The organism is Streptomyces sp. CA-294286 (assembly GCF_050947155.1).
Classification (GTDB): Bacteria; Actinomycetota; Actinomycetes; order Streptomycetales; family Streptomycetaceae; genus Streptomyces.
Window position 1 is genome coordinate 5,303,102 of the sequence record NZ_CP192005.1, and the last position, 22,808, is coordinate 5,325,909.

Annotated in this window: 18 protein-coding genes; 14 read left to right on the plus strand and 4 right to left on the minus strand. The window is 72.6% G+C overall.

The features are described 5' to 3' along the window. Positions 1–38: 38 nt before the first annotated feature. Positions 39–1,397: an NAD(P)/FAD-dependent oxidoreductase gene (locus ACQPZG_RS28145; RefSeq protein WP_433548501.1), complete on the minus strand. Its 1,359-nt coding sequence runs from the start codon at positions 1,395–1,397 to the stop codon at positions 39–41. 293 nt (positions 1,398–1,690) lie between these two features. Between ACQPZG_RS28145 and argH the strand changes: the two genes are divergently transcribed. The 3 genes from argH (at position 1,691) to ACQPZG_RS28160 (ending at position 5,403) form a co-directional block, all read left to right on the plus strand. Then, entirely contained in the window at positions 1,691–3,121 is a 1,431-nt protein-coding gene (argH, locus tag ACQPZG_RS28150) for an argininosuccinate lyase (protein WP_433548502.1), read from the plus strand. A 180-nt stretch (positions 3,122–3,301) separates the two neighbouring features. Further along, positions 3,302–3,850, plus strand: coding sequence for a TetR/AcrR family transcriptional regulator (locus ACQPZG_RS28155; RefSeq protein WP_433548503.1), 549 nt, complete (start codon positions 3,302–3,304; stop codon positions 3,848–3,850). Beyond that, positions 3,847–5,403, plus strand: a complete 1,557-nt coding sequence (locus ACQPZG_RS28160) for an MFS transporter (RefSeq protein ID WP_433548504.1) — start codon at positions 3,847–3,849, stop codon at positions 5,401–5,403. Before ACQPZG_RS28155 ends, ACQPZG_RS28160 begins: the two co-directional genes overlap by 4 nt. A 68-nt stretch (positions 5,404–5,471) precedes the next feature. Here ACQPZG_RS28160 and ACQPZG_RS28165 read toward each other — a convergent pair whose 3' ends face one another. Continuing rightward, entirely contained in the window at positions 5,472–6,143 is a 672-nt protein-coding gene (locus tag ACQPZG_RS28165) for a lysophospholipid acyltransferase family protein (protein WP_433548505.1), read from the minus strand. A gap of 217 nt (positions 6,144–6,360) precedes the next feature. Here ACQPZG_RS28165 and ACQPZG_RS28170 point away from each other — a divergent pair, with 217 nt between their 5' ends. The 3 genes from ACQPZG_RS28170 (at position 6,361) to ACQPZG_RS28180 (ending at position 8,649) form a co-directional block, all read left to right on the plus strand. Next, positions 6,361–7,509, plus strand: coding sequence for a glycerophosphodiester phosphodiesterase (locus tag ACQPZG_RS28170; protein WP_433548506.1), 1,149 nt, complete (start codon positions 6,361–6,363; stop codon positions 7,507–7,509). A 76-nt stretch (positions 7,510–7,585) separates the two neighbouring features. Next, the gene (locus ACQPZG_RS28175) at positions 7,586–8,101 is read left to right on the plus strand and encodes a sigma-70 family RNA polymerase sigma factor (RefSeq protein WP_433548507.1); all 516 of its coding nucleotides are present in this window, start codon (positions 7,586–7,588) and stop codon (positions 8,099–8,101) included. A 35-nt stretch (positions 8,102–8,136) separates the two neighbouring features. Beyond that, positions 8,137–8,649 (plus strand): GNAT family N-acetyltransferase, encoded by a 513-nt coding sequence (locus ACQPZG_RS28180; RefSeq protein ID WP_433548508.1) that lies wholly within the window; start codon positions 8,137–8,139, stop codon positions 8,647–8,649. Positions 8,650–8,779: 130 nt separating this feature from the next. Here ACQPZG_RS28180 and ACQPZG_RS28185 read toward each other — a convergent pair whose 3' ends face one another. Continuing rightward, the gene (locus tag ACQPZG_RS28185) at positions 8,780–9,109 is read right to left on the minus strand and encodes a hypothetical protein (RefSeq protein WP_433549582.1); all 330 of its coding nucleotides are present in this window, start codon (positions 9,107–9,109) and stop codon (positions 8,780–8,782) included. Positions 9,110–9,191: 82 nt separating this feature from the next. After that, entirely contained in the window at positions 9,192–9,551 is a 360-nt protein-coding gene (locus ACQPZG_RS28190; RefSeq protein ID WP_433548509.1) for a hypothetical protein, read from the minus strand. A 516-nt stretch (positions 9,552–10,067) separates the two neighbouring features. Between ACQPZG_RS28190 and ACQPZG_RS28195 the strand changes: the two genes are divergently transcribed. From ACQPZG_RS28195 to ACQPZG_RS28230, 8 genes are all read left to right on the plus strand, one after another. Continuing rightward, positions 10,068–11,132 (plus strand): methionine ABC transporter ATP-binding protein, encoded by a 1,065-nt coding sequence (locus ACQPZG_RS28195; RefSeq protein WP_433548510.1) that lies wholly within the window; start codon positions 10,068–10,070, stop codon positions 11,130–11,132. Beyond that, entirely contained in the window at positions 11,129–11,797 is a 669-nt protein-coding gene (locus ACQPZG_RS28200) for a methionine ABC transporter permease (protein WP_433548511.1), read from the plus strand. The genes ACQPZG_RS28195 and ACQPZG_RS28200 overlap by 4 nt, the downstream gene beginning before the upstream one ends. A 72-nt stretch (positions 11,798–11,869) precedes the next feature. Beyond that, the gene (locus ACQPZG_RS28205) at positions 11,870–12,724 is read left to right on the plus strand and encodes a MetQ/NlpA family ABC transporter substrate-binding protein (protein ID WP_433548512.1); all 855 of its coding nucleotides are present in this window, start codon (positions 11,870–11,872) and stop codon (positions 12,722–12,724) included. A gap of 196 nt (positions 12,725–12,920) precedes the next feature. Continuing rightward, positions 12,921–13,571, plus strand: a complete 651-nt coding sequence (locus ACQPZG_RS28210; protein ID WP_433548513.1) for a GNAT family N-acetyltransferase — start codon at positions 12,921–12,923, stop codon at positions 13,569–13,571. Positions 13,572–13,721: 150 nt separating this feature from the next. Then, the gene (cbiE, locus tag ACQPZG_RS28215) at positions 13,722–14,957 is read left to right on the plus strand and encodes a precorrin-6y C5,15-methyltransferase (decarboxylating) subunit CbiE (RefSeq protein WP_433548514.1); all 1,236 of its coding nucleotides are present in this window, start codon (positions 13,722–13,724) and stop codon (positions 14,955–14,957) included. A gap of 497 nt (positions 14,958–15,454) precedes the next feature. Beyond that, positions 15,455–19,966, plus strand: coding sequence for a nicotinate-nucleotide--dimethylbenzimidazole phosphoribosyltransferase (gene cobT, locus ACQPZG_RS28220; RefSeq protein WP_433548515.1), 4,512 nt, complete (start codon positions 15,455–15,457; stop codon positions 19,964–19,966). A 589-nt stretch (positions 19,967–20,555) separates the two neighbouring features. Continuing rightward, a complete protein-coding gene (gene cobA, locus ACQPZG_RS28225) occupies positions 20,556–21,899 on the plus strand; it encodes a uroporphyrinogen-III C-methyltransferase (RefSeq protein WP_433548516.1) in 1,344 nt (447 codons plus the stop codon). Positions 21,900–21,962: 63 nt separating this feature from the next. Further along, positions 21,963–22,781 carry a TrmH family RNA methyltransferase gene (locus tag ACQPZG_RS28230; protein ID WP_433548517.1) on the plus strand — a complete coding sequence of 273 codons (819 nt, stop codon included), beginning with the start codon at positions 21,963–21,965 and terminating at the stop codon, positions 22,779–22,781. Positions 22,782–22,808 lie beyond the last annotated feature (27 nt).

Genomic DNA, 22,808 nt, shown 5'->3' on the forward strand with positions numbered 1-22,808 from the left:
CGGAGCCTACGGTCGCAGCCCCGCCCCCCGACAGCCGATTACGCCCGTACGTTCAGCGTCTCGCTGTGCTTCTTCACCTCGTCGGGCGACAGGTACGCCTTCGTCCGCTCGAAGTCCTGGAGGGTCTTGGGGCGGCTGTCCTGGAAGTCCGTGCGGACGAAGTCGTCGCCGGCGACCGCGTTGAGGCCCCAGTTGACGAGGACCCGGGTGCGGGCCGTGAAGGTCGGCAGGGCCATGACGTGGTAGCCGCGGGCCACGACCTGGGCGGGCAGGCCGTGGAGTTCGACACCGAGGGGCTTGGAGACGGCGTCCGCGCCACCGAGGTCGACGACCAGTCCGAGGTCCTTGTGGATGTACGGCTTCAGCGGAGTGGCGGACATGCTCGCCACGATGTTGTCCGCGAGGACCTTGCCCTGGCGCTGGGCGTGCTGGGCGGTCGGCGGGCAGATCGCGTCACCGCCCTTGGCGACGTCCGGGACCGCCGCCACGTCCCCCGCCGCGTACAGGCCGGCGTAACCGGGGACGGTCAGCTGGTTCGAGGCGATGATGCGACCGCGTACCGTCTCCGCGCCGAGCGTGGTGACCAGCGGCGACGCGGCGACGCCCGCGGTCCAGATGAGGGTGCGGGAGGGGAGGGTGCGCCCGTCGGTGAGCTTGACGGTGGTCCCGTCGACGGAGGCGACGGAGGTGCCGAGGGAGAACTCGATGCCGCGTTCGCGGAGCATCGCCATGGCCTTGACACCGAGGCGGTCGCCGAGTTCGGGCAGGAGCCGGGGGGCCACGTCGACCAGGTGCCAGCGGAGCAGCGCGGGGTCCAGGCGGGGGTAGCGCTTGAGTGCGTTGGTGGTGAGACGCTGCAGGCAGGCGGCCGTCTCCACGCCCGCGTAGCCGCCGCCGACGACCACGAACTGGAGTCGGGCCCTGCGCTCCTCCTCGTCGGTGGCGGCCGCCGCGAGGTCGAGCTGGGCGATCACGTGGTCCCGGATGTACGCGGCCTGGGCGAGCGTCTTCACGCCGAGCGCGTGGTCCGTGAGGCCGGGGATGTCGAAGGTGCGGGTGGTGGAACCGGCGGCGATGACCAGGTGGTCGTACGGCTTCACCGTCACCTCGCCCGTCGTCCGACGGACGATGCAGACCTTGGCGGCCGCGTCGATGCCGATCGCCACACCGGGCACGATCTTCGTACGGCGGAGACGGCGGCGCAGCGAGACGGCGACCGACTGCGGGGTGAGGACGCCCGCCGCCACGTGGGGGAGGAGGGGGAGATAGAGCTGGTAGTCCTGCGGGGACACCAGGATCAGTTCGGCATCGCGCGCGGAGAGCTTGCGCTCCAACCGGTGCAGGCACTCGATCCCGACGAAGCCTGCGCCGACCACCACAATCCTCGGTCGCGTCATGGTGTCCACTGCTCCTTCGGTCCGGCGGGATGACTCAAGCGGCAATCTCGGAGATCGTCTCCAGCATCAGCTCTCGCTCGCCTGCCCGCTCGTTGGCGGACGATTCACCGGCCATCCGGGGGAGCCGGGGAAGCTTTTGACAAAACATACGGACCTCCGCATAGTTATGCTCAGCGCGGTTCGGGGTCGACCCGGCTCGATCTTCGTCCGCAACGTGAGAGACCCGCCTGCCCGCCCTGCGCGCGAGCAGGCGGCGGCGCACTTCCACCCCGAGGCTCTGAGGAGTTCCAGCTGTGAGCAGCAACACCGGTGATGTTCGGCTCTGGGGCGGCCGTTTCGCAGACGGCCCGGCCGAGGCCCTGGCCAAGCTGTCCGCGTCCGTCCACTTCGACTGGCGGCTCGCCCCGTACGACATCGCCGGCTCGCGCGCCCACGCCCGCGTCCTGCACGGGGCGAACCTCCTCACCGCCGACGAGCTGACCCGGATGCTCGCGGGGCTCGACCGGCTGGAAAGCGACGTCGCGTCCGGCGAGTTCGTCGGCACGGTCGCCGACGAGGACGTGCACACGGCCCTGGAAAGGGGGCTGCTGGAACGCCTCGGCGCAGACCTCGGCGGCAAGCTGCGCGCCGGACGGTCCCGCAACGACCAGGTCGCCACCCTCTTCCGGATGTACCTTCGTGACCACGCCAGGATCATCGGCGGCCTCATCGCCGGACTCCAGGACGCGCTGATCGGACTCGCCGAGGCCCACCCGGACCTGGCGATGCCCGGCCGGACCCACCTCCAGCACGCCCAGCCCGTCCTCTTCGCCCATCACGTCCTGGCCCACGTGCAGGCCCTGTCCCGGGACGCGGAGCGGCTGCGCCAGTGGGACGCCCGCACCGCCGTATCCCCCTACGGCTCGGGTGCCCTGGCGGGCTCCTCGCTCGGCCTCGACCCGGAGGCGGTCGCCGCCGACCTCGGCTTCGAGAACGGGTCCGTCGGCAACTCGATCGACGGCACCGCCTCCCGCGACTTCGCGGCGGAGTTCGCGTTCGTCACCGCGATGATCGGCGTGAACCTGTCCCGGATCGCCGAGGAGATCATCATCTGGAACACGAAGGAGTTCTCCTTCGTCACCCTCCACGACGCCTTCTCCACCGGCTCCTCGATCATGCCGCAGAAGAAGAACCCGGACATCGCGGAACTGGCGCGCGGCAAGTCGGGGCGGCTGATCGGCAACCTCACCGGGCTGATGGCGACCCTGAAGGCCCTCCCGCTCGCCTACAACCGTGACCTCCAGGAGGACAAGGAACCCGTCTTCGACTCCTGCGACACGCTCGAAGTCCTGCTCCCCGCCTTCACCGGCATGATGGCGACGCTCACCGTCAACCGCGAGCGGATGGAGGAGCTGGCCCCGGCGGGCTTCTCCCTCGCCACCGACATCGCGGAGTGGCTGGTCAAGCAGGGCGTGCCGTTCCGGGTGGCGCACGAGGTGGCGGGCGAGTGCGTGAAGGTCTGCGAGCGCGAGGGGATCGAACTCGACGAGCTGACGGACGAGCAGTTCGCCGCCCTCTCGACGCACCTGACACCGGAGGTGCGGACCGTCCTCGACGTCGCCGGCGCGCTGGCCTCCCGCGACGGCCGCGGCGGCACCGCGCCGTCCGCGGTGGCCGTGCAGCTGGCCGAGCTGAAGGCGGACCTGGCGCAGCAGTGGGCGTGGGCGGAGGCGAAGAAGGCGTAAGGAGCCCACGGGGGCGGGGCGAGGGAGCATGCCCCGCCCCCGGCTTCCGGGGTGCAGCGGCCCCGCCTCTTGCGGATGCGCGCCGCTCCGGGTCTCCCAGGGGCACGCCCGCCCCCGCCTCCCGCGTGCACACGCACACCCAATGAGACATTGTCGTCTCACCCGGGCTATCCTCGTCTCATGACAGTCGACCGTGAGCGCGTTCTGCGTTCCGCCGCCGCGCTCCTCACCCGCAAGGCCACCTCCACCATGGACGAGGTCGCCAGAGCCGCCGGGATCGGGCGCGCCACCCTGCACCGCCACTTCGCCGGCCGTGACGCGCTGATCAAGGCACTGGAGGAGTTCGGCCTCCGCGAACTGAACGCCGCCCTCGACGCCGCCGCCCTGGACGAGGGCCGCGCCGCGGACGCCCTGCGCCGCCTGGTCCGCGAGGTCGAGCCCGTCGCGGGTCTCTTCGCGTTCCTGATCACGGAGAACCAGCTCTTCGAAGCGGGCCAGAACCCCGGCTGGGACCGCGCGGACGCCCGTCTGGCCGCCCTCTTCCGGCGCGGTCAGGAAAACGGCGAGTTCCGCATCGACCTCAGCCCCGCCTGGCTGACCGACGCCCTGTACGGTCTCGTCAGCTCCGCGGCCTGGTCGGTCCAGGACGGGCGGACCGCCGCCAAGGACTTCCAGCACATGATCGTCGAGTTGCTGCTCGGCGGTGCACGGCGGAGCGTGGAGAAATGACAAGCACAGAGCGGCGCCTGTCCGCGGACCAGCCGGACTCCCCGGGAGCGACCTCCCGACCCGGCCGCTGGCTCGCGCTCGCCGTACTCGTCCTCGCGGTGCTCCTGGTGGCGGTCGACGCCACCGTGCTCGGCCTGGCGACCCCGTTCCTGAGCGAGGACCTCAAGCCGTCCGGCACGCAGCTCCTGTGGATCGGTGACGTCTACTCGTTCGTCATCGCCGGTCTGCTCGTCTCCATGGGCAGCCTCGGCGACCGCATCGGACGCAAGAAGCTCCTGCTCACCGGCGCGGTCGCGTTCGGCGCCGTGTCCGTGCTGAACGCGTACGCCACCAGCCCCGAGATGATGATCGTCGCCCGCGCCCTGCTCGGCGTCGCCGGCGCGACCCTGATGCCCTCCACGCTCGCCCTGATCCGCAACATCTTCCACGACGCCAAGGAACGCAGCCTCGCCGTCGGCATCTGGGGCGCCGCCGCCTCGGCCGGCGCGGCGGTCGGACCCGTCGTCGGCGGGTTCCTCCTGGAGAACTTCTGGTGGGGTTCGGTCTTCCTCATCAACCTGCCCGTGATGGCGGTCCTGGTCGTCGTCGGCATCAAGCTGCTGCCCGAGTCGAAGAACCCCCGACCCGGCCCGTGGGACCTGCTCAGCGTGGCGCTCTCGCTCGTCGGCATGGTCGCCGTCGTGTACGCCGTCAAGGAAGCGGCGGTGCACGGCTTCCGCTGGGACATCGCCGCCGCGGCCGTCGTCGGCGTGGCCGCGCTGTACTGGTTCGTACGACGCCAGCGCACGCTGCCCTCGCCGCTGCTGGACATGCGGCTCTTCCAGCACCGGGGCTTCTCGGGGGCGGTGCTCGCCGACCTGCTGACCATCCTCGGCCTCGCCGGACTGGTCTTCTTCCTCTCCCAGTTCCTCCAGCTGGTGCAGGGCCGCACGCCGCTGAACGCCGGACTCATCGAACTCCCGGCGGCGGTGGGCGCTGTCGCGGCCGGGCTGTCGGCCGGCTACCTCGCCCGGAAGGTGTCCGTACGGAGCGCGGTCGCCGTCGGCCTCCTCGCCGTCGGCCTCGCCCTGGCCGCCTGCACCCTGATGACCGCCGACACCGGCGAGGTGGCGCTCGGGCTCGCGCTCTTCCTCGGCGGGCTCGGCGCGGGACTCGCCTTCACGGTCACCGCCGACGTCATCCTCTCCAGCGTCCCCAAGGAACAGGCGGGCGCCGCCTCCGCCGTCTCCGAGACCGCCTACGAACTCGGCGCGGCCCTCGGCATCGCCCTGCTCGGCTCCATCGTCACCGGTATCTACCGGGGCTTCCCGGTCCCGGCCGGAGTCCCCGCCGACGTGTCCGCCGCCGCACACGACTCGCTCGGCGGAGCCGTCGAGTCGGCGACCGACCTCCCGCAGGAACAGGCGGCCGCCCTGCTCGCCGCCGCCCGTGACTCCTTCACCGACGGCTTCCAGACGGCCGCCCTGGTCGGCGCCCTGGTGCTCTTCGCGACGGCGGTCGCGGCCTGGTTCATGCTCAAGGGCCAGAAGCTCGAAGAGGGCGTCGAGCACTGAGCGGTACGGGTACGGGTGGGGCCCGCCGGAAAGATCCGGCGGGCCCCACCCGTACCCGTACGGAAGACTCAGGCGGCCTTCGCCTTGGTCGCGTACATGTCCACGTACTCCTGGCCCGACAACTGCATGACCTCGGACATCACCGAGTCCGTCACCGCCCGCAGCACATAGCGGTCGCGGTCCATGCCCTCGTACCGGGAGAACTCCATCGGCGCGCCGAAACGCACCCTCACCTTGCCCGGACGCGGCAGCCCCGCGCCGCCCGGCTGGATCTTGTCGGTGCCGATCATCGCGAACGGGACCACCGGCGCGCCCGTCATCAGCGTCAGCCGCGCGATACCGGTACGGCCGCGGTACAGGCGGCCGTCGGGAGAGCGGGTGCCCTCGGGGTAGATGGAGAACATCTTGCCCTCCTCCAACACCCGGCGGCCCGTCATCAGGGCCGCGACGCCGCCGCGCCCGCCGTCCCGGTCGACCGGGATCATGCCGCAGCTGGTGAAGAACCAGGCCATCAGACGGCCCTTGAGGCCCTTGCCCGTGACGTACTCGTCCTTGCCGATGTAGTGCACCGGGCGGTCCAGGCAGATCGGCATGATCATCGAGTCGATGAAGGTGAGGTGGTTGCCGGCGAGAATGACGGGCCCCGTTCCCGGGATGTTCTCGGCGCCCTCCACCTGTGGGCGGAACATCAGGCGCAGGATCGGTCCGAGCACTGCCTTGATGAGCGCGAGACGGGACAACGGTTCCTCCGAAGTCGTGATTCTTCTGGTGGCCATTCGAGGTTTACGAGGGTCGGTGCAGGTGAGGACGATACTCGCGGGTCGCCGCTGATCGCACATCGGGTTCACCGATTGGATACGCAGTGTTGACGTGTGTTTCCGGTGCGTACCGTCCAGGGGCTCCACTCTTTACGTCGTAGCCCTTCGCGGGCCTTCTCCCCACCTCAAGGAGTACTTCATGACGCACGGTGCGCAATTCGGTCCCGGTCGCAGGGCGTTGCTGGGAGCAGCGGTCCTCGGTGCCGGCGGTGCCGCCCTGGGGCTGTCGGGTACGGCGTCCGCGGCCGAGCGCGGCAAGGGCGGGACCTCGTACACGCGCCTGCCCGTGCCGACCGTGGTCGCCCACCGCGGCGCCAGCGGGTACCGCCCCGAGCACACCCTCGGCTCGTACCAGCTCGCCCTCGACATGGGCGCGCACGTCATCGAGCAGGACGTCGTCCCGACCAAGGACGGCCACCTGGTCTGCCGCCACGAGAACGACATCACCGGCACCACGGACGTGGCGGCGCGCCCCGAGTTCGCCTCCCGCAAGGCCACCAAGAAGATCGACGGCGTGGAACTCACCGGCTGGTTCACCGAGGACTTCACCCTCTCCGAGCTGAGGACGCTGCGCACCAAGGAGCGCATCCCCGCACTGCGCCAGCACAACACCGTCTACGACGGCCGCTGGCCGATACCCACCCTCGAAGAGGTGCTCCGCTGGGCGGAGAAGGAGGGTCGCAGGCGCGGCCGCCCGGTCTGGCTGCACATCGAGACCAAGCACCCCACCTACTTCCGCGGCCTCGGTCTGGGAACGGAGGAGCCGCTGGCCAAGCTCCTGCGCAAGTACGGCCGCCACAAGCGGAACTCCCCGACCTTCCTCCAGTCCTTCGAGCCCAGCAGCATGCAGCGGCTCGCCCGGCTCGTGGACGCGCCGCGCGTGGTCCTGCTGGACGGCCCGAAGACCCGCCCTTGGGACTTCGTGCAGGCGGGCGACCCGCGCACCGTCGCCGACCTGATCAAGCCCGAGGGCCTGAAGTGGATCGCCGGATTCGCGCAGGGCATCGGCCCGTCCCTCAACGAGATCATCCCCAGGGACGCCGCAGGCAGGCTGGGCAGGCCCACCACCCTCGTCCGGGACGCGCACGCCAAGGGTCTTCTCCTGCACCCGTACACGATGCGCAACGAGAACAACTTCCTGCCGGCCGACTTCCGCCGCGGCACCGACCCGGCCGCCCACGGCGACGCCTTCGGCGCCCTGAAGGCGTACTTCGCGACCGGCATCGACGGCATCTTCTCCGACCACCCGGACACCGCGCTCCTGGCGGCGGCCGACTGCACCGCGTAACCCGCCCACGCGCCCGTACGGGTGAGACGCGGCCGCGACGGCAACCACAGCCGCCCCCGGCCGCGTCCCGCCCGGCATGGATCTACTGCTGCAAGAGGTGCACGCCCTCACTCCGCTGCTGGCGGCCGAGGCCGCCGCGGAGGCGCCGGGCGCGGGGATCGACGCCGCCGATCTCGAACAGGCCGTCTGGGTCAGGCTGTTGGAACACCCGGACGGCGTGCCCGCGGAACCCGCCGGGTGGCTGCGCACCGCCGTACGGGCCGAAGCGCGGCTCGCCAGACGCCGGACCCTGCACGAGCAGCCGTACGCCGCCGAGCCCCCGGCCGCGTACGACGCGGGACCCGAACCGGCCGCTCTGGCCGCCGAACGACGCCGGGTGCTGCGGGCCGCCGTCCGCCGTCTGCCCGCCCGCTGCCGTCCCCTGCTCGCCCTGCTCCTCTCGCCCTCTGACCCCACCTACCGGGAAATCGCAGGGAAGTTGGGAATGTCACAAGGGAGTTTGGGGCCCATGCGTTCCCGATGCCTGGGATGCCTGCGCAGAATGCTGGCGGCGGAGGTTGCGCCCCCCGAACGCAGGGGAATGGAGCCGTAGACCGGCCGGTGGAGCGGGCGAGCAGGAGGCAGCACATGGGCACGAGCGTGATCATCTCTGCGGTGGCGGACGAACGGGACGCCGAGCAGATCCTCAAACTCCAGTACCTCTGCTACCAGAGCGAGGCGGCGCTCTACGACGACTACGGCATGGAGCCGCTCACCCAGACCCTCGCGGACCTGACGGCCGAACTCGGCCGGGGGCGCGCCCTGGTGGCCCGCCTGGGCGACGAGGTGGTCGGTTCCGTACGGGCGACGGTCGACGCATCCGGCACCGCGCGGATCGCGAAGCTCATCGTGCACCCGCGGATGCGGCGGCACGGGCTGGGCGGGCGGCTGCTGGCGGCCATCGAGGCCCAGCTGACGGCGGAGGACTGCGCCGAGCGCTTCCGGCTCTTCACCGGGCACCGCAGCGAGACGAACCTGCGGCTGTACCGCAGCAGGGGCTACGAAACCGTCTCCCGCGAACCGTCGGGGCCGAACCCGAAGCTGACGGTGATCACCCTGGAGAAGGTCGCCGGGGCGGGGGAGTTCGCCGCGAGCGCGTAGGGGTGGGGAGGGGAGTGGGCGAGCGGGGGTGGCGGGCGTACGGGGGGGGTGCACCTCCGGTGGGGGCCGCCCCCTTGCCCGCCCGTTCCGCCCCCGGGGCGGCCCCGCCGCCCAAGGAAGCCTGAGGGGGCTAACGGCGGTGGCGCAGCCAGAGGAGGCCGGTGAGGGGCAGGATCACCGGGATCAGCAGGTATCCGGCTCCGAACTTCGACCACACCGTCGCATCGGGGAACGATCCCGGCGAGACGAGCGTCCACGTGCCGACCACCAGCACCCCCACCAGCTCCACGGCGCAGCACCCCAGCGCCACGCGCCGGGCCGTCTCCCCGCCGCGCACCAGTGTGTACGTGATGAACGCGTAGACCACCGCCGCGACCGCCGACAGCGTGTACGCCAGCGGCGCCCGGTCGAACTCCGTCGCGATCTGGTACGCCGAGCGCGACACCGCGCCGACCGACATCACTCCGTACAGCCACACCAGGAGCAGTCCCGGCCCCTTGACGAGGCGCTTGCGCTCGCCCGCATCCGTCCCGGAAACCACGTCAGCCACCCCAGATGTCGTACAGCCGTACTTCCAGCACGGCCAGGACGACCGCCCCCGCCGCCACGGTGATCGAACCCCACTTGGTGCGCTCGGCCAGCGACATGAACCCCGCGGCCGGGACCGCCGCGAACGCCCCGACCAGGTACGACACGAAGATCACATTGCCCTCGGCGGGCTTCTCGCCGCGTGCCAGCTGCACGATGCCGACCACCAGCTGGGCGAGCGCGAGGACCGTCACCACGGCCATGCCGATGAAGTGCCAGTCCTTGGTGGGCTGGTCGCGGAAGGCGGCATGGCCGCACCACGCGGCGAGGGCGAGCGCGGCCACGGAGACCGCGACCGTCAGGGCGTCAAGCATGGAAAGGAGCGTACTGGGCGCTTCCGGACGCCGTCCGAGGGCCCCCGGGCGGGACGGTCCGGCGTGGCGTCCGCCACACCGCCTGCGGGAATCACGCCGCCGAGGCCGTGCCGGAGCGGCTGTCCGGCGCCTTTCCGTATCCACCCGTGGACACGTCGCGTCCGCTATTCGGACACGCGAGAGTGCCTCGCACGCCCGTCTGGTTTACTCGTTCTCATGACCACGACGAGCAACCGCACCCTTGCGACCGAGGCGATGACGACGCCCGGTGCTCGTTGTATGTGTCGAATGTGCGACTTCTGAGGGCCCCCGTCTGAGCCTCGCGCCCCGAAGCGAGCCCCGGTCCGGCCGTGTGCGTACCGCAACCCCCTGCCCCGTACGTGACGCGCCGCCCGCCCCGCGCGCAGCCGGCTTCCCCGAGCACCCCGAGCCGAGCCGTGCCGCGCGCCCCGGACACCTGCCCCGTGCGCCCGGCGGAAGAGCCGCCGCGCACTCGACAACAGTGATGGAAACCCTGTGATCACCACTACTGGCCTGACCAAGGTCTACCAGTCGCGCGGCCGTGAGGTCACCGCTCTCGACGGCGTCGACCTGCACGTCCGCGAGGGCGAGGTGTTCGGCGTCATCGGTCAGAGCGGCGCCGGAAAGTCCTCGCTCATCCGCTGCGTCAACCTCCTGGAGCGTCCCACCACCGGCACCGTGACCGTCGACGGCGTGGACCTCACCGCCCTCGCCGGCCGCGGCCACCGGGCCGGCAGGGAACTGCGCGAGGCCCGCTCCCGCATCGGCATGGTCTTCCAGCACTTCAACCTGCTCTCCTCGCGCACCGTGCAGGGCAACATCGAACTGCCGCTGGAGATCCTCGGCGTCTCCGGCAGGGAGCGCAGCCGCAAGGCGCTGGAACTGCTGGACCTGGTGGGACTCGCCGACAAGGCGAAGTCCTACCCCGGCCAGCTCTCCGGCGGGCAGAAGCAGCGCGTCGGCATCGCCCGCGCCCTCGCGGGCGACCCCAAGGTGCTGCTCTCCGACGAGGCCACCAGCGCCCTCGACCCGGAGACCACCCGCTCCATCCTCCAGCTGCTGCGCGACCTCAACCGTCAGCTCGGCCTGACCGTCCTGCTCATCACGCACGAGATGGACGTCGTCAAGACGGTCTGCGACTCCGCCGCCCTGATGAAGCGCGGCCGCGTCGTCGAGACCGGCACGGTCGGCGAGCTGCTCGCCACCCCCGGCTCCGAACTCGCGGCGGAACTGTTCCCGGTGACCGGCCACGCGACCGGCCCCCGCCGCACGGTCGTCGACGTCACCTTCCACGGCGAGGCGGCGACCCGGCCGGTCATCTCGCAGCTCTCCCGCACCTACAACATCGACATATCGATCCTGGGTGCCGCCATGGACACCGTCGGCGGCAAGCAGATCGGCCGGATGCGCATCGAGCTGCCCGGCCAGTACGAGGAGAACGTCGTCCCCGTCGGATTCCTGCGCGAGCAGGGCCTCCAGGTTGACGTCGTCGACGACGAGAACGCTTCGCCCGAACCCCAGGACCCCACGCCCGCCCTGGTCAAGGAGACTGCCAAGTGACCTGGTCAGAGATGCAGCCGCTGCTGTCGCAGGGCATCATCGACACGCTCTACATGGTGCTGTGGTCCACCCTGGTCTCGGTGGCCGTCGGTCTGCCGCTCGGCGTGCTGCTCGTCCTCACGGACAAGGGCGGACTCCTCCGGAACGTCGCCGTCAACAAGATCGTCGGCGTGATCGTGAACATCGGCCGCTCGCTGCCGTTCATCGTGCTGCTGATCGCCCTGATTCCGTTCACGACGCTCGTCGTCGGCACCTTCATCGGGCCCAGCGCGATGATCGTTCCGCTCGCCATCGGCGCCATCCCCTTCTTCGCGCGGCTGGTCGAGACCGCCGTGCGCGAGGTCGACCACGGCCTCGTCGAAGCGGCGCAGGCGATGGGCGGCGGAGTGCCCACCGTGGTCTTCAAGGTGCTGCTGCCGCAGGCGCTGCCCTCGCTGATCTCGTCCGTCACCACCACGTTCATCGTGCTGATCGGCTACTCGGCGATGGCCGGAGCGGTCGGCGGCGGCGGTCTCGGCAGCGTCGCCATCAGCTACGGCTACCAGCGCTTCGAGACTCAGTTCATGCTCGCGACCGTCGTGATCCTGGTGCTGCTGGTCACCGTCGTCCAACTGCTCGGCGACGCCGCCGTCCGCCTCCTCGCCCGTCGCGGACGCACCTCCTAGAACCTTCTCCCCCCGAGCCCGCACTCCTTGTCCGGGCGTACCACCCGCAAGATCAAGAAAGAGGCACTTTTCGTGCGCAACAACATCAGGATCTCCGCCGCAGCCGCCGTCACCGCACTCGCCCTGGGCGCCACCGCCTGCGGCACCGCGTCCGACCCGGCCAGGAAGTCCGAGGGCGGAAAGGTCGACGAGTCCAAGGCACTCGTCGTCGCCGCCTCCCCGACGCCCCACGCCGACATCCTCGAATACGTCAAGAAGAACCTCGCCGAAAAGGCCGGCCTCAAGCTGGAGGTGAAGGAGTTCACGGACTACGTCCTGCCGAACACCGCCACCCAGTCCGGCGAGGTCGACGCCAACTTCTTCCAGCACAAGCCCTACCTCGACGACTTCAACAAGAAGCAGAAGACGGACATCGTGCCGGTGGTCAACGTCGAGCTGGAACCGCTGGCCCTCTACTCCAAGAAGGTCAAGGACCTCAAGGACCTGAAGGCCGGCCAGACCGTCGCCGTTCCCAACGACACGACCAACGAGGGCCGGGCGCTCCACCTGCTGGCGGACAACGGCGTGATCGTCCTCAAGGAGGGCGTCGGCACCGACGCCAAGCTGTCCGACATCAAGGACACCAAGGGCCTGCAGTTCAAGGAACTGGAGGCGGCCACCCTGCCCCGCGCCCTGAACGACGTGGACGCCGCCGTCATCAACGGCAACTACGCCATCGAGGCCGACCTCAAGCCCGTCGAGGACTCCCTGGCCATCGAGAAGGCCGACGGCAACCCGTACGCCAACTTCCTCGCCGTCAAGAAGGGCAGCGAGAAGGACCCGCGCGTCGAGAAGCTCGCCGGGCTGCTCAACTCCGACGAGGTCAAGGCGTTCATCGAGAAGCAGTACGCCGGCGCGGTCGTACCGGCCTTCGGCCCGGTCAAGTAGCCCGAGCGCACCCCGCCGGCGGCCGGTTCCGTACGGCAGCCGGCATGCGGAACGCACCGACGGCCCCGTACTCCCGCGCGGAGTACGGGGCTTCGGCCCGTTCAGACCCGTCACCCGCACCGCGGACCCGGTCATGCGCACCGCGCGCCGCATGCTGCATGCTGTGCGTTCACGCCCCTTCGGTATGGAGCAGCGCATGACTACCACCTTCCCGGACGTCTCGATCAGCACGGACCGGCTGGTGCTTCGCCCGTACGAGGAGGCGGACGTGCCCGCGCACATCGAGATGATGAACGACGAGGCCGTCACGGCCTGGACCAACGCCCCGCACCCCTACACCGCGCGCGACGCCGAACGCTGGGTGCGCCGCATCGCGCCCACCGAGCGCACCCAGGGCCGCGGCATCGTCCTCGCCGTGACCGAGTTCCTCACCCAGCGACTCGTCGGCCTCGTCCATCTCTCCCGCACCGACTGGCACATCCGGGCCGCGGAGGTCTCGTACATCACCGCCCCCTGGGCGCGCGGCGAGGGTTACGCCACCGAGGCCGTGCTCGCCGTCGCCCAGTGGCTCTTCCGCGACCAGCGCTTCGAGCGCATCGAACTGCGCACCCCGGCCGACAACACCGCCGCCCAGCAGGTCGCCCAGAAGATCGGCTGCATCAGCGAAGGCGTACTGCGCAACGCCTGGATAGCGCGTACCCGCACGGAGAACGGCAGCCCCGAGGGCTGGACGAACATCCGTACCGACCTCCTCGTGTGGAGTTTGCTCCCCGAGGACCTCGAAGGCGTCGGCGACGAGATGGCCGACGCGGGAGGCTACGCCTCCGCGTACAACGACTGGAACTGAGCCGCCGCACCCGGGGCCCGAGCGGTCCGCAGCAGGTACGCTCAGCCTGCCTCGACCGCGGAGATCACCACACCGGGAAACAGCCTCGCCCCACGCGCCCACCCGTGACACCTTCCGCTCGACCTTGACTGCTTCAGGAGACAGACCACGATGGCCGACCGCGTCACGGTGATCGGCTGGGACGGCTCACCCCTCACGGAGGCCGCCAGGTCCGCCCTCCGGGCCGCCACCCTCGTCGCGGGCGCCGCACACCACCTCGCGCTCCCCGAGGTGCCGCCCCGGGCAGAGCGCATCCGGCTCGGCAGCGTCGACCTGGCCGCCCGCCGGATCGCCGCCCACCGCGGCACCGCCGTCGTCCTGGCCGACGGCGACCCCGGCTTCTTCGGCGTCGTACGGGCCCTGCGCGCCCCGGCGCACGGACTGGAGGTGGAGGTCGTGCCCGCCGTGTCGGCCGTCGCCACCGCCTTCGCCCGCGCCGGCATGCCGTGGGACGACGCCCAGGTGGTCGTCGCCCACCGCCGTACCCTGCGCCGCGCCGTCAACGTCGTCCGCGCCCACACCAAGGTCGCCGTCCTCACCTCCCCGGGCGCGGGCCCCGCCGAACTCGCCCTGCTGATGGACGGCGTGCACCGCACCTTCGTCATCTGCGAGGAACTGGGCACCGACCGCGAACGCATCACCGTCCTCACCTCCGACAAGGCCGCCGACCACGTCTGGCGCGACCCCAACGTCGTCATCGCCGTCGGCGGCACCCAGCCCCCCGCCCCCGGCGGCGGCTGGCTGGCGGGACGCGAGCCCGGCCACCCCCAGGACCCGCGCGGCTGGGCGCTGACGGCACAGGAGTACGGGGAGGGCCTGGCGGAGGGCGAGGCGCCGGGGCTTCGCGCGGCACAGCTCGCCCGCCTGGGCCCCCGTACCGGCGACCTCGTGTGGGACATCGGCGCGGGCAGCGGTGCGCTCGCCGTGGAGGCGGCCCGGTTCGGGGCCGCGGTCATCGCCGTCGACGCGAGCGCGGACGCCTGCGTACGGAGCGCCGCCGCCGCGCGCAGGTTCGGCGTACAGCTCCAGGTGGTGCACGGCCGCGCACCGTACGTCCTGGAGGATCTGCCCGAGCCGGACGTCGTACGCATCGGGGGCGGCGGAGCGCCCGTCGTCCAGGCGTGCGTGGACCGGCGGCCCGAGCGGATCGTCACGCACGCCCAGAACCGTGACGTCGCCGAGGAGATGGTCCGTACCCTCGCCGAGGGCGACTACGACGTCGACTGCGCACTCTTCCAGGCAGTCGACCTGGACACGGCGGGGGACTGGGCGGAGCGCACCCGGTCGGTGGTCTTCCTGGTGACGGGCCGTCGGCGCGAGCGGGCGACCCGGGACGCCCGCCACTGAGCCGTGCGGCTGCGGGCGGGCTCCTCCACCGCATCCCCGCCGCCCGCGCGGCACTTCGGGACCCTCGTACTCGAACCGGCGGGACCATCTCCCCTTCTTCGCGCTGATGTTCTGCCGATCGCTCCCCAGGGCGAACGCTGTCGGTGGCGCGAGGTAGGCTGACCGATCGTTGTACCGCAGACGGGCGCTCGGCAAAACGTTCGCCGATGTCCCGGAAAGTGGCCTTCTTCGGGGTCGTGAGCGGTGCGGCGGACCCGGGACGTGCGCGACGTGGCGCAGCCCACAGAGGGTCGTGGCTGTTCTTCCTGCCCCGGCCCCCGAGGGCCGCGACAATGCTTGATGTCCGCGGAACCTTTCGTGCCGCGCGACACCCCCGCTCGTTCAACCAACTGACGGGCGCGGGTGTGTCGAGCGGTCGTCCCGGGCGACGGGGTCCTGCCGGCGAGAGGCGGCGGGGCCGAAGAAGCGCTGGCGCTACAGATGGGCGAGGGGTACGCATGACTGACACCGGCCAGGTCCCGGGCGAGGGACTGCCGGAGAACGCAGGCATGGTGGAGCAGCCGGGCGTCCCCGCCCCAGGCGCCTACACCTTCCTCGACCCCTCCGACCCTTCGGGGCACAGCACCGACCCCTCCATGGAGGACGACGACCTCCTCCTCATGCCCGCCTCGCAGGGCGCGTGGAGCGACCCCCAGGTCGTCCCCGCCTCCGCGCCGTACGTCGCCGAGGCGGTCACCCCCGCGGAGACGGGTGCGCACGAGGCCGGTGGCAGGGACTCCGGTTCCGTCGACCTGTCGGGCGTACGCATGCCCGCGCCGTCCGCGCAGACCCCCACGCCCTCCGGCGCCCCCGCGGCACCGCCGTCCCGCCGGCCGCTGCACATGGGCCCGCCCGTCCCGGACGCCTCGGGCGGCGTCGTACGGTCGCTGGCGGACCGCGGTCCGGCGGCGCAGGGCCGCCCGGCGGGAAGTCAGGTCTCGGCGCAGGCGGCCCCCGCCGCGCCCGGTGCGGTCCCCGGCCCGTACCCGACGCCGACGCGTCACGCGGGGCCGCCGACGATGGGCCTCGAATACCTCGACGTCCCGGCCGAGGAGGCCGCGTTGCTGCCCGGACCGCAGCTGGGTGAAATCCCGTCGCAGGGTCCCTCTCCCTGGGCGCACCACCCCCGGACCGCCCCGACGCACGCGGCGGCGCCGACGTCTGCGCCCGTAGAGCCGGCCGGTTCCGGGCAGGTGCGGGAGCCGCAGGCGGGTGCCTCGCAACCGGATGCCCGGACCGCGGAAGTCCAGCAGATGCAGGGTGCGCCGGTGCCGACGCAGGCCCAGCCGCAGGACGGGTCGCAGGGCGGTGCGGAGGGCGCGGTTGCGCGGACGGGCTCCGAGCAGGCCGTCCCCGCGCCGACCGAGACGCATGTGCAGGACGCGACGCAGACCGGTGCCGTGCCGCCGCAGGCCCGGCCGCATCAGGACCCGCAGGGCTCCGAGGCCCCCCAGGACTCGCAGAATCCCCGGAGCGTCGCAGCAGAAACGGTCGCTCCGGAAAGGGGCACCTCGGAGCAGGGTGTTCCGGAGCCGGGTCTTCCGTTGCAGGTTGCGCCGGAACACCTCGCTCCGGATGTGGACGCGGCAGCGCTCCCGGCGGAGGCCGTGGCGCCGGACCCGGGAGCGGCCGAGGCGTCGGCAGCCGCCGAGCCGGCGGTTGCCGCCCAGGTGCCGACTGCGCCCGTTGACGCGGCTGCGGCGACCGACAGCTCGGGGGAGGCTGCTCCGGCCGCGACTGCTCCGGTGGCCGAGGCCACGGAAGCCGCCGCAGGGGGAGCGCCCGCGACAGCGGCCCCGGCGGGGGAGTCCCCGGGGCCGGGGGTCGCTGCGTCGGCCGTGGTGGCTCCGGCCGGTGCGGACACGGAGGCTGTCGCCACCGCGGGTGCTGCCCAGCGGGACGCAGCCGAGGAGGGCGTGGCGGTGTCGGCCGGGGCCGTGGTGACGGAGGCCGGGGCCATGGTGCCGGAAGGCACGGTTGCGGGATCTGCGGAGCCGGAGGTCGCAGCGACCGAAGCCCGGACGCACCACGCCGAGGCCCCTGGCGACCCGGCTGATGCCGACACGGAGATCCCCCGTGCCGGAGGTACGGAAGCAGGGACCCCAGCGACGGCGGTCCCGGAGTCGGCGGGCCCGCTCGCCGCCTCGGGAGGAGATGCGGAGCCGAGCGAGGTGACGGCGGAGGCCGTGCCGGAGGCCGCCGTCCCGGCGGAGGCCGTCGCGGAGGCCGCTGTTTCTGCGGACGTCGCTCCGGAGGGGGACGTGCCTGCGGGCGGTGCCCCGCAGGAAGCCGTTCCGGTGGGTGGCGCGTCCGACGTCGCCCCTCCCGGGCACCTCGTCCCGGACGGCGCCGCCGCGACCGCTCCCGGTACCGAAAGTCCTTCCGCACCCGCACCCGCACCCGCACCCGCACCCGCACCCGCACCCGCACCCGCTCCGGCGAGTGCGGCTCCGCACGCCGTCCCCTTCGCGGGCCCTTCCCCCACGCAGCCCGTCTCCCCGCCCGGCCCCGCGCACGCCACTCCGACCGTGCCGGTGCCCGACCCGGGGGCGACACCGCTCCAGGGGCAGTTCGTACTGGTGCAGGGCACGGTTCCGGACGGTACGGGCCCGGCGCCGACGGCCGCACCCCCGGTCGAGTCCGCGGCCGCACCGGTCGAGTCGGCGGTCGCCCCGGTCGAGGCCGTACCCGTGCAGCAGGCCGCTCCCGAGCAGGCCGCCGCGTCGGGCGGTGCCGCCGGTGAGGCCCCGGCGGACGAGGCCCCGGCGACCGTCGTGCCCGCCTCGCAGCCCCTCGTCACCGTCGAACAGCCGGAACCGGTACAGAACGTGCAGCCCACCGACCTTCCCCCCGTTGCCCCCGCCCCCGGTGCGGCCGAGCCCGCCGCGGTACGGCAGGACGCGGAGCGGCCCGCTGCCTCCGGGCCCGTGCCCCCGGCCGAGACGGCAGCCGTCCCCGCCGTCGCCCCGGCCACCCCCGCGGAGGCCGAGGGCACCCCCGCCGGGCAGCCCGGCGCCGTACCCGTGGAGCAGCAGTCCGCACCGGTGCCCGCACCGCGCCACGGGGGGCCGGTCGCACCGCAGGCGCCGACGTACCAGGAGTCCGAGACCGCCGAGGTCATCGAGACACCCGCGGAACCCGAGGACCCCGCGGCCGTGTCCCAAGCCCCCGCGCCTGCGGAGTCCGCCCCGACGGCGGCCGACGGGCCCGCGGCAGCCGGCAGGGAGCAGCACACGGGCCCCCCGGCCCCCGGCTACGACGACGCCGAGCGCGAAGCGGTCCTCCGCGTCATGCGTGAACGCCGCGACATCCGCAACGGCTTCCGCAGCGACCCCATCCCGCACGAGGTTCTGCTCCGCGTCCTGGAAGCAGCCCACCACGCCCCCAGCGTCGGCCATTCCCAGCCCTGGGACTTCGTCGTCATCCGCTCGGCCGAGACCCGCCGCGCGATGCATGAGCTCGCCGTCCGCCAGCGCGAGGCGTACGCCAAGTCGCTGCCCAAGGCCCGCGCGAAGCAGTTCAAGGAGCTGAAGATCGAGGCCATCCTCGACACCCCCGTCAACATCGTCGTCACCGCCGACCCGACGCGCGGCGGCCGTCACACCCTCGGCCGCCACACGCAGCCGCAGATGGCCCCGTACTCCTCGGCGCTCGCCGTCGAGAACCTGTGGCTCGCCGCCCGCGCCGAGGGCCTGGGCGTCGGCTGGGTCAGCTTCTTCGACGAGCGCGAGATGGTACGGGCGCTCGGCCTGCCCGAGCACCTCGAAGTCGTCGCCTACCTGTGCGTGGGATACGTCGACGAGTTCCCCGAGGAGCCGGAACTCCTCCAGGCGGGCTGGTCCAAGCGCCGCCCCCTGTCCTGGGTCGTCCACGAGGAGACGTACGGCCGACGCGCCCTGCCCGGCGAGGAGCCGCACGACCTTCTCCAGGAGACGATCCGGAACATCCGCCCGCTGGACGCCAAGGCGCTCGGCGAGGCGTGGGAGCGTCAGAAGCGGATGACCAAGCCGGCCGGCGCGCTCGGCATGCTGGAGATCATCTCCGCACAGCTCAGCGGTCTGTCGCGGGCCTGCCCGCCGCCGATCCCGGAGCCCGCGGCCGTCGCGATCTTCGCGGGCGACCACGGCGTCCACGCCCAGGGCGTCACCGCCTGGCCGCAGGAAGTGACCTCCCAGATGGTCGCCAACTTCCTCGGCGGGGGAGCGGTCTGCAACGCGTTCGCCCACCAGGTGGGCGCCGAGGTCTGCGTGATCGACGTCGGTGTCGCAGGCGAACTCCCGGCCACCCCGGGCCTGTTGCCCCGCAAGGTACGTCCGGGCACGGCCGACTTCACGACCGGCCCCGCGCTCTCCCGCGAAGAGGTCCTGGCCGCGATCGAGGTGGGCATCGAGACCGCCCGCGACCTCGTCGCCGCCGGCAACAAGGCCCTCCTCACGGGCGAGATGGGCATCGCCAACACCACCGTGTCGGCCGCCCTGATCTGCGTGTACACCGGCCAGGACCCGGCCGAGGTCACCGGCCGCGGCACCGGCATCAACGACGAGATGCACGCCCGCAAGGTCGACGTCGTCCGCCGGGCCCTGGACCTCCACAAGCCGGACCCGGCTGACCCCATCGGCGTGCTCTCCGCGGTCGGCGGCCTGGAGCACGCGGCCCTGGTCGGCTTCCTGCTCGGCGGGGCGTCCCTGCGTACGCCGGTGATCCTGGACGGGGTCAGTGCCGGCGCGGCGGCGCTGGTCGCCCGTGCGGTCGCCCCGGAGTCCCTCGCGGCCTGCATCGCCGGCCACCGCAGCGCGGAGCCCGGCCACGTGGCCGCCCTCAACAAGCTGGGCCTGCGTCCGCTGGTCGACCTGGACCTCCGCCTCGGCGAGGGCACGGGCGCACTGCTCGCCCTGCCGGTGGTGCAGAGCGCGGCACGGGCGATGCACGAGGTGGCGACGTTCGACTCGGCAGGCGTCACCGAGAAATAACGCGCAGGCGCATGGGAGCCAGGCGGCGGAACCGCCCCGCCGCCTGTTTCCCCAAGCCTGCTCGCCCCGGTCGGCCTCCCGGGGGGACGGGCGCGCCCGTGCGTCAGTCACCTCGGGCGGCGGGACCGCCCGCCGGGAGCCCGGGGGCCGCCGTACGAGCGAAGCCGAGTGCGGGGGGAGGAGGGCCGGGGGAGGGCTGCCAAGTGAGCGGCCCCCTCGCGAAGCGTCGCGCTCCTGCCGCACGCCCCGCTCCCGCTGCCGCCCCCGCCGTACGCCCCGCCCCGGTCCCGCATCCGTGCCCCGACCGAGCGAAGCCCCGCCCCCCGCTCCAGCCCGTGCCAGGGATCACGAGCGCCCCCCTTGCCACGCCCCGTAAGGTAGCCCCCGGGGCTGAAACACCGCCCCACCAGCGCCGCTCCACCGCCGAAGCGGCCGGCCCCGGCACCCGGCCCGCCCGGTTCGAGACCCCACGGTCCCGAAATCCGGGCCAGGCCCCGCCCGCCCCGGTACGTACATCCCGTAACGAGGCGGACCCAGGGCCACCCCCGGACAGACGACCCAGCTCGCCCCTCCCGAGGAGCCGCACCCCATGACCGCGCACGCCGCAGGCGACCCGCAAGCCAACGGGACCCCCTCTCCCGCCACCGGGGCCCCCGCACCCGCCGCCCCCGCCACCGGCGGCCCGGAAACCCCCGCCTACCCCGTCGGGCTGCGCCTCTCCGGCCGCCGCACCGTGGTCGTCGGCGGCGGCCAGGTCGCCCAGCGCCGCCTCCCCGCCCTCGTCGCGGCCGGTGCCCGCGTCACGCTGATCTCGCCCTCCGCGACCCCCTCCGTGGAGGCCATGGCCGAAGCGGGCGAGATCACCTGGCACCGGCGCCGCTACCAGGACGGCGACCTCGCCGACACCTGGTACGCCCTCGTCGCCTCCAGCGACCTCGCCGCCAACGAGGCCGCCTCCGCCGAGGCCGAACGCACCCGCACCTGGTGCGTGCGCTCCGACGACGCCGAGGCCGCCACCGCGTGGACCCCCGCCACCGGCCGCTCCGACGGCGTCACCGTCGCGATTCTGACCGGCCACGACCCCCGCCGCAGCGCCGCCGTCCGCGACGCCGTCGTCGAGGGGCTGCGCGACGGCAGCCTCGCCGCCCCGCGCCACCGCGCGGCCGGCGACGACACCCCCCGGGTCTCCCTCGTCGGCGGCGGCCCCGGCGACCCCGACCTGATCACCGTCCGCGGTCGGCGTCTGCTCGCCGAGGCCGACGTCGTCATCGCCGACCGTCTCGGCCCCCGGGACCTCCTGGACGAACTGCCGCCGCACGTCGAGGTGATCGACGCCGCGAAGATCCCGTACGGCCGCTTCATGGCCCAGGAGGCCATCAACCAGGCCCTGATCGACCACGCCAAGCAGGGCAAGGCCGTCGTACGCCTCAAGGGCGGCGACCCGTTCGTGTTCGGCCGCGGCATGGAGGAGGCACAGGCGCTGGCCGCCGAAGGCATTCCCTGCACGATCGTGCCCGGCATCTCCAGCACCATCAGCGTCCCCGGCGCGGCCGGCATCCCGGTCACGCACCGTGGCGTGGCCCACGAGTTCACCGTGGTCAGCGGCCACGTCGCGCCGGACGACCCGCGTTCCCTCGTCGACTGGGAGGCCCTCGCCAGGCTCCGCGGCACGCTGGTGCTGCTGATGGCCGTCGAGCGGATAGCCCCGATCGCCGACGCACTCGTCGCGCACGGCCGCTCTCCCGAGACCCCGGTCGCGATCATCCAGGAGGGCACGATGGCCACCCAGCGCCGCGTCGACGCCACCCTCGCCACGGTCGGCGCGACAGCGAAGGCGGAGAACGTACGCCCGCCCGCCGTCATCGTCATCGGCGACGTGGTGGCCGTGAACGCCGGACCGGTCGTCCCCAGCACCCAGCAAGCCGTCGAATAACCCCGGGTAACCCGTCTCCGTCCCCCCGTTGGCCCCGCACCCACGACAAGGCAGTATCACCCTGTGGCCGAACTCATCACGATCGACGACCCCGACGACCCGCGGCTGCGCGACTACACGGGCCTGACCGACGTCGAGCTACGGCGCCGCCGCGAGCCCGCCGAGGGCCTGTTCGTCGCGGAGGGCGAGAAGGTCATCCGGCGTGCCCGGCAGGCCGGGTACGCCATGCGCTCGATGCTGCTCTCCGCCAAGTGGGTCGACGTCATGCGCGACGTCATCGACGAGGTCCCGGCCCCGGTGTACGCCGTGAGCCCGGACCTCGCCGAGCAGGTCACCGGCTACCACGTGCACCGCGGCGCTCTCGCCTCCATGCAGCGCACACCGCTGCCGGAGGCGGCCGAACTCCTCACGGACGCCCGCCGGGTGGTCGTCATGGAAGCCGTCAACGACCACACGAACATCGGGGCGATCTTCCGCAGTGCCGCCGCTCTCGGCATGGACGCCGTCCTGCTCTCCCCGGACTGCGCCGACCCGCTCTACCGCCGCTCGGTCAAGGTCTCCATGGGCGCGGTCTTCTCCGTGCCGTACGCACGCCTCGACGCCTGGCCCGCGGACCTCGAAACGGTCCGCGAAGCCGGGTTCAAGGTCCTCGCCCTCACCCCGGCCGAGCGGGCCCGTTCCCTCGACGAGGTCGCCCCGCACGCGATGGAGCGGGTGGCGCTGATGCTGGGCGCGGAGGGCGACGGCCTGTCCGCACGGGCGCTCAGGGCCGCCGACGAATGGGTCCGCATCCCCATGGCCCACGGCGTCGACTCCCTCAACGTGGGCGCGGCGGCAGCCGTCTCCTTCTACGCGGTGACCACGGGCCGCCCCCAGTCCTGACCCACACGCTTCCGCGCCCGCCGGACC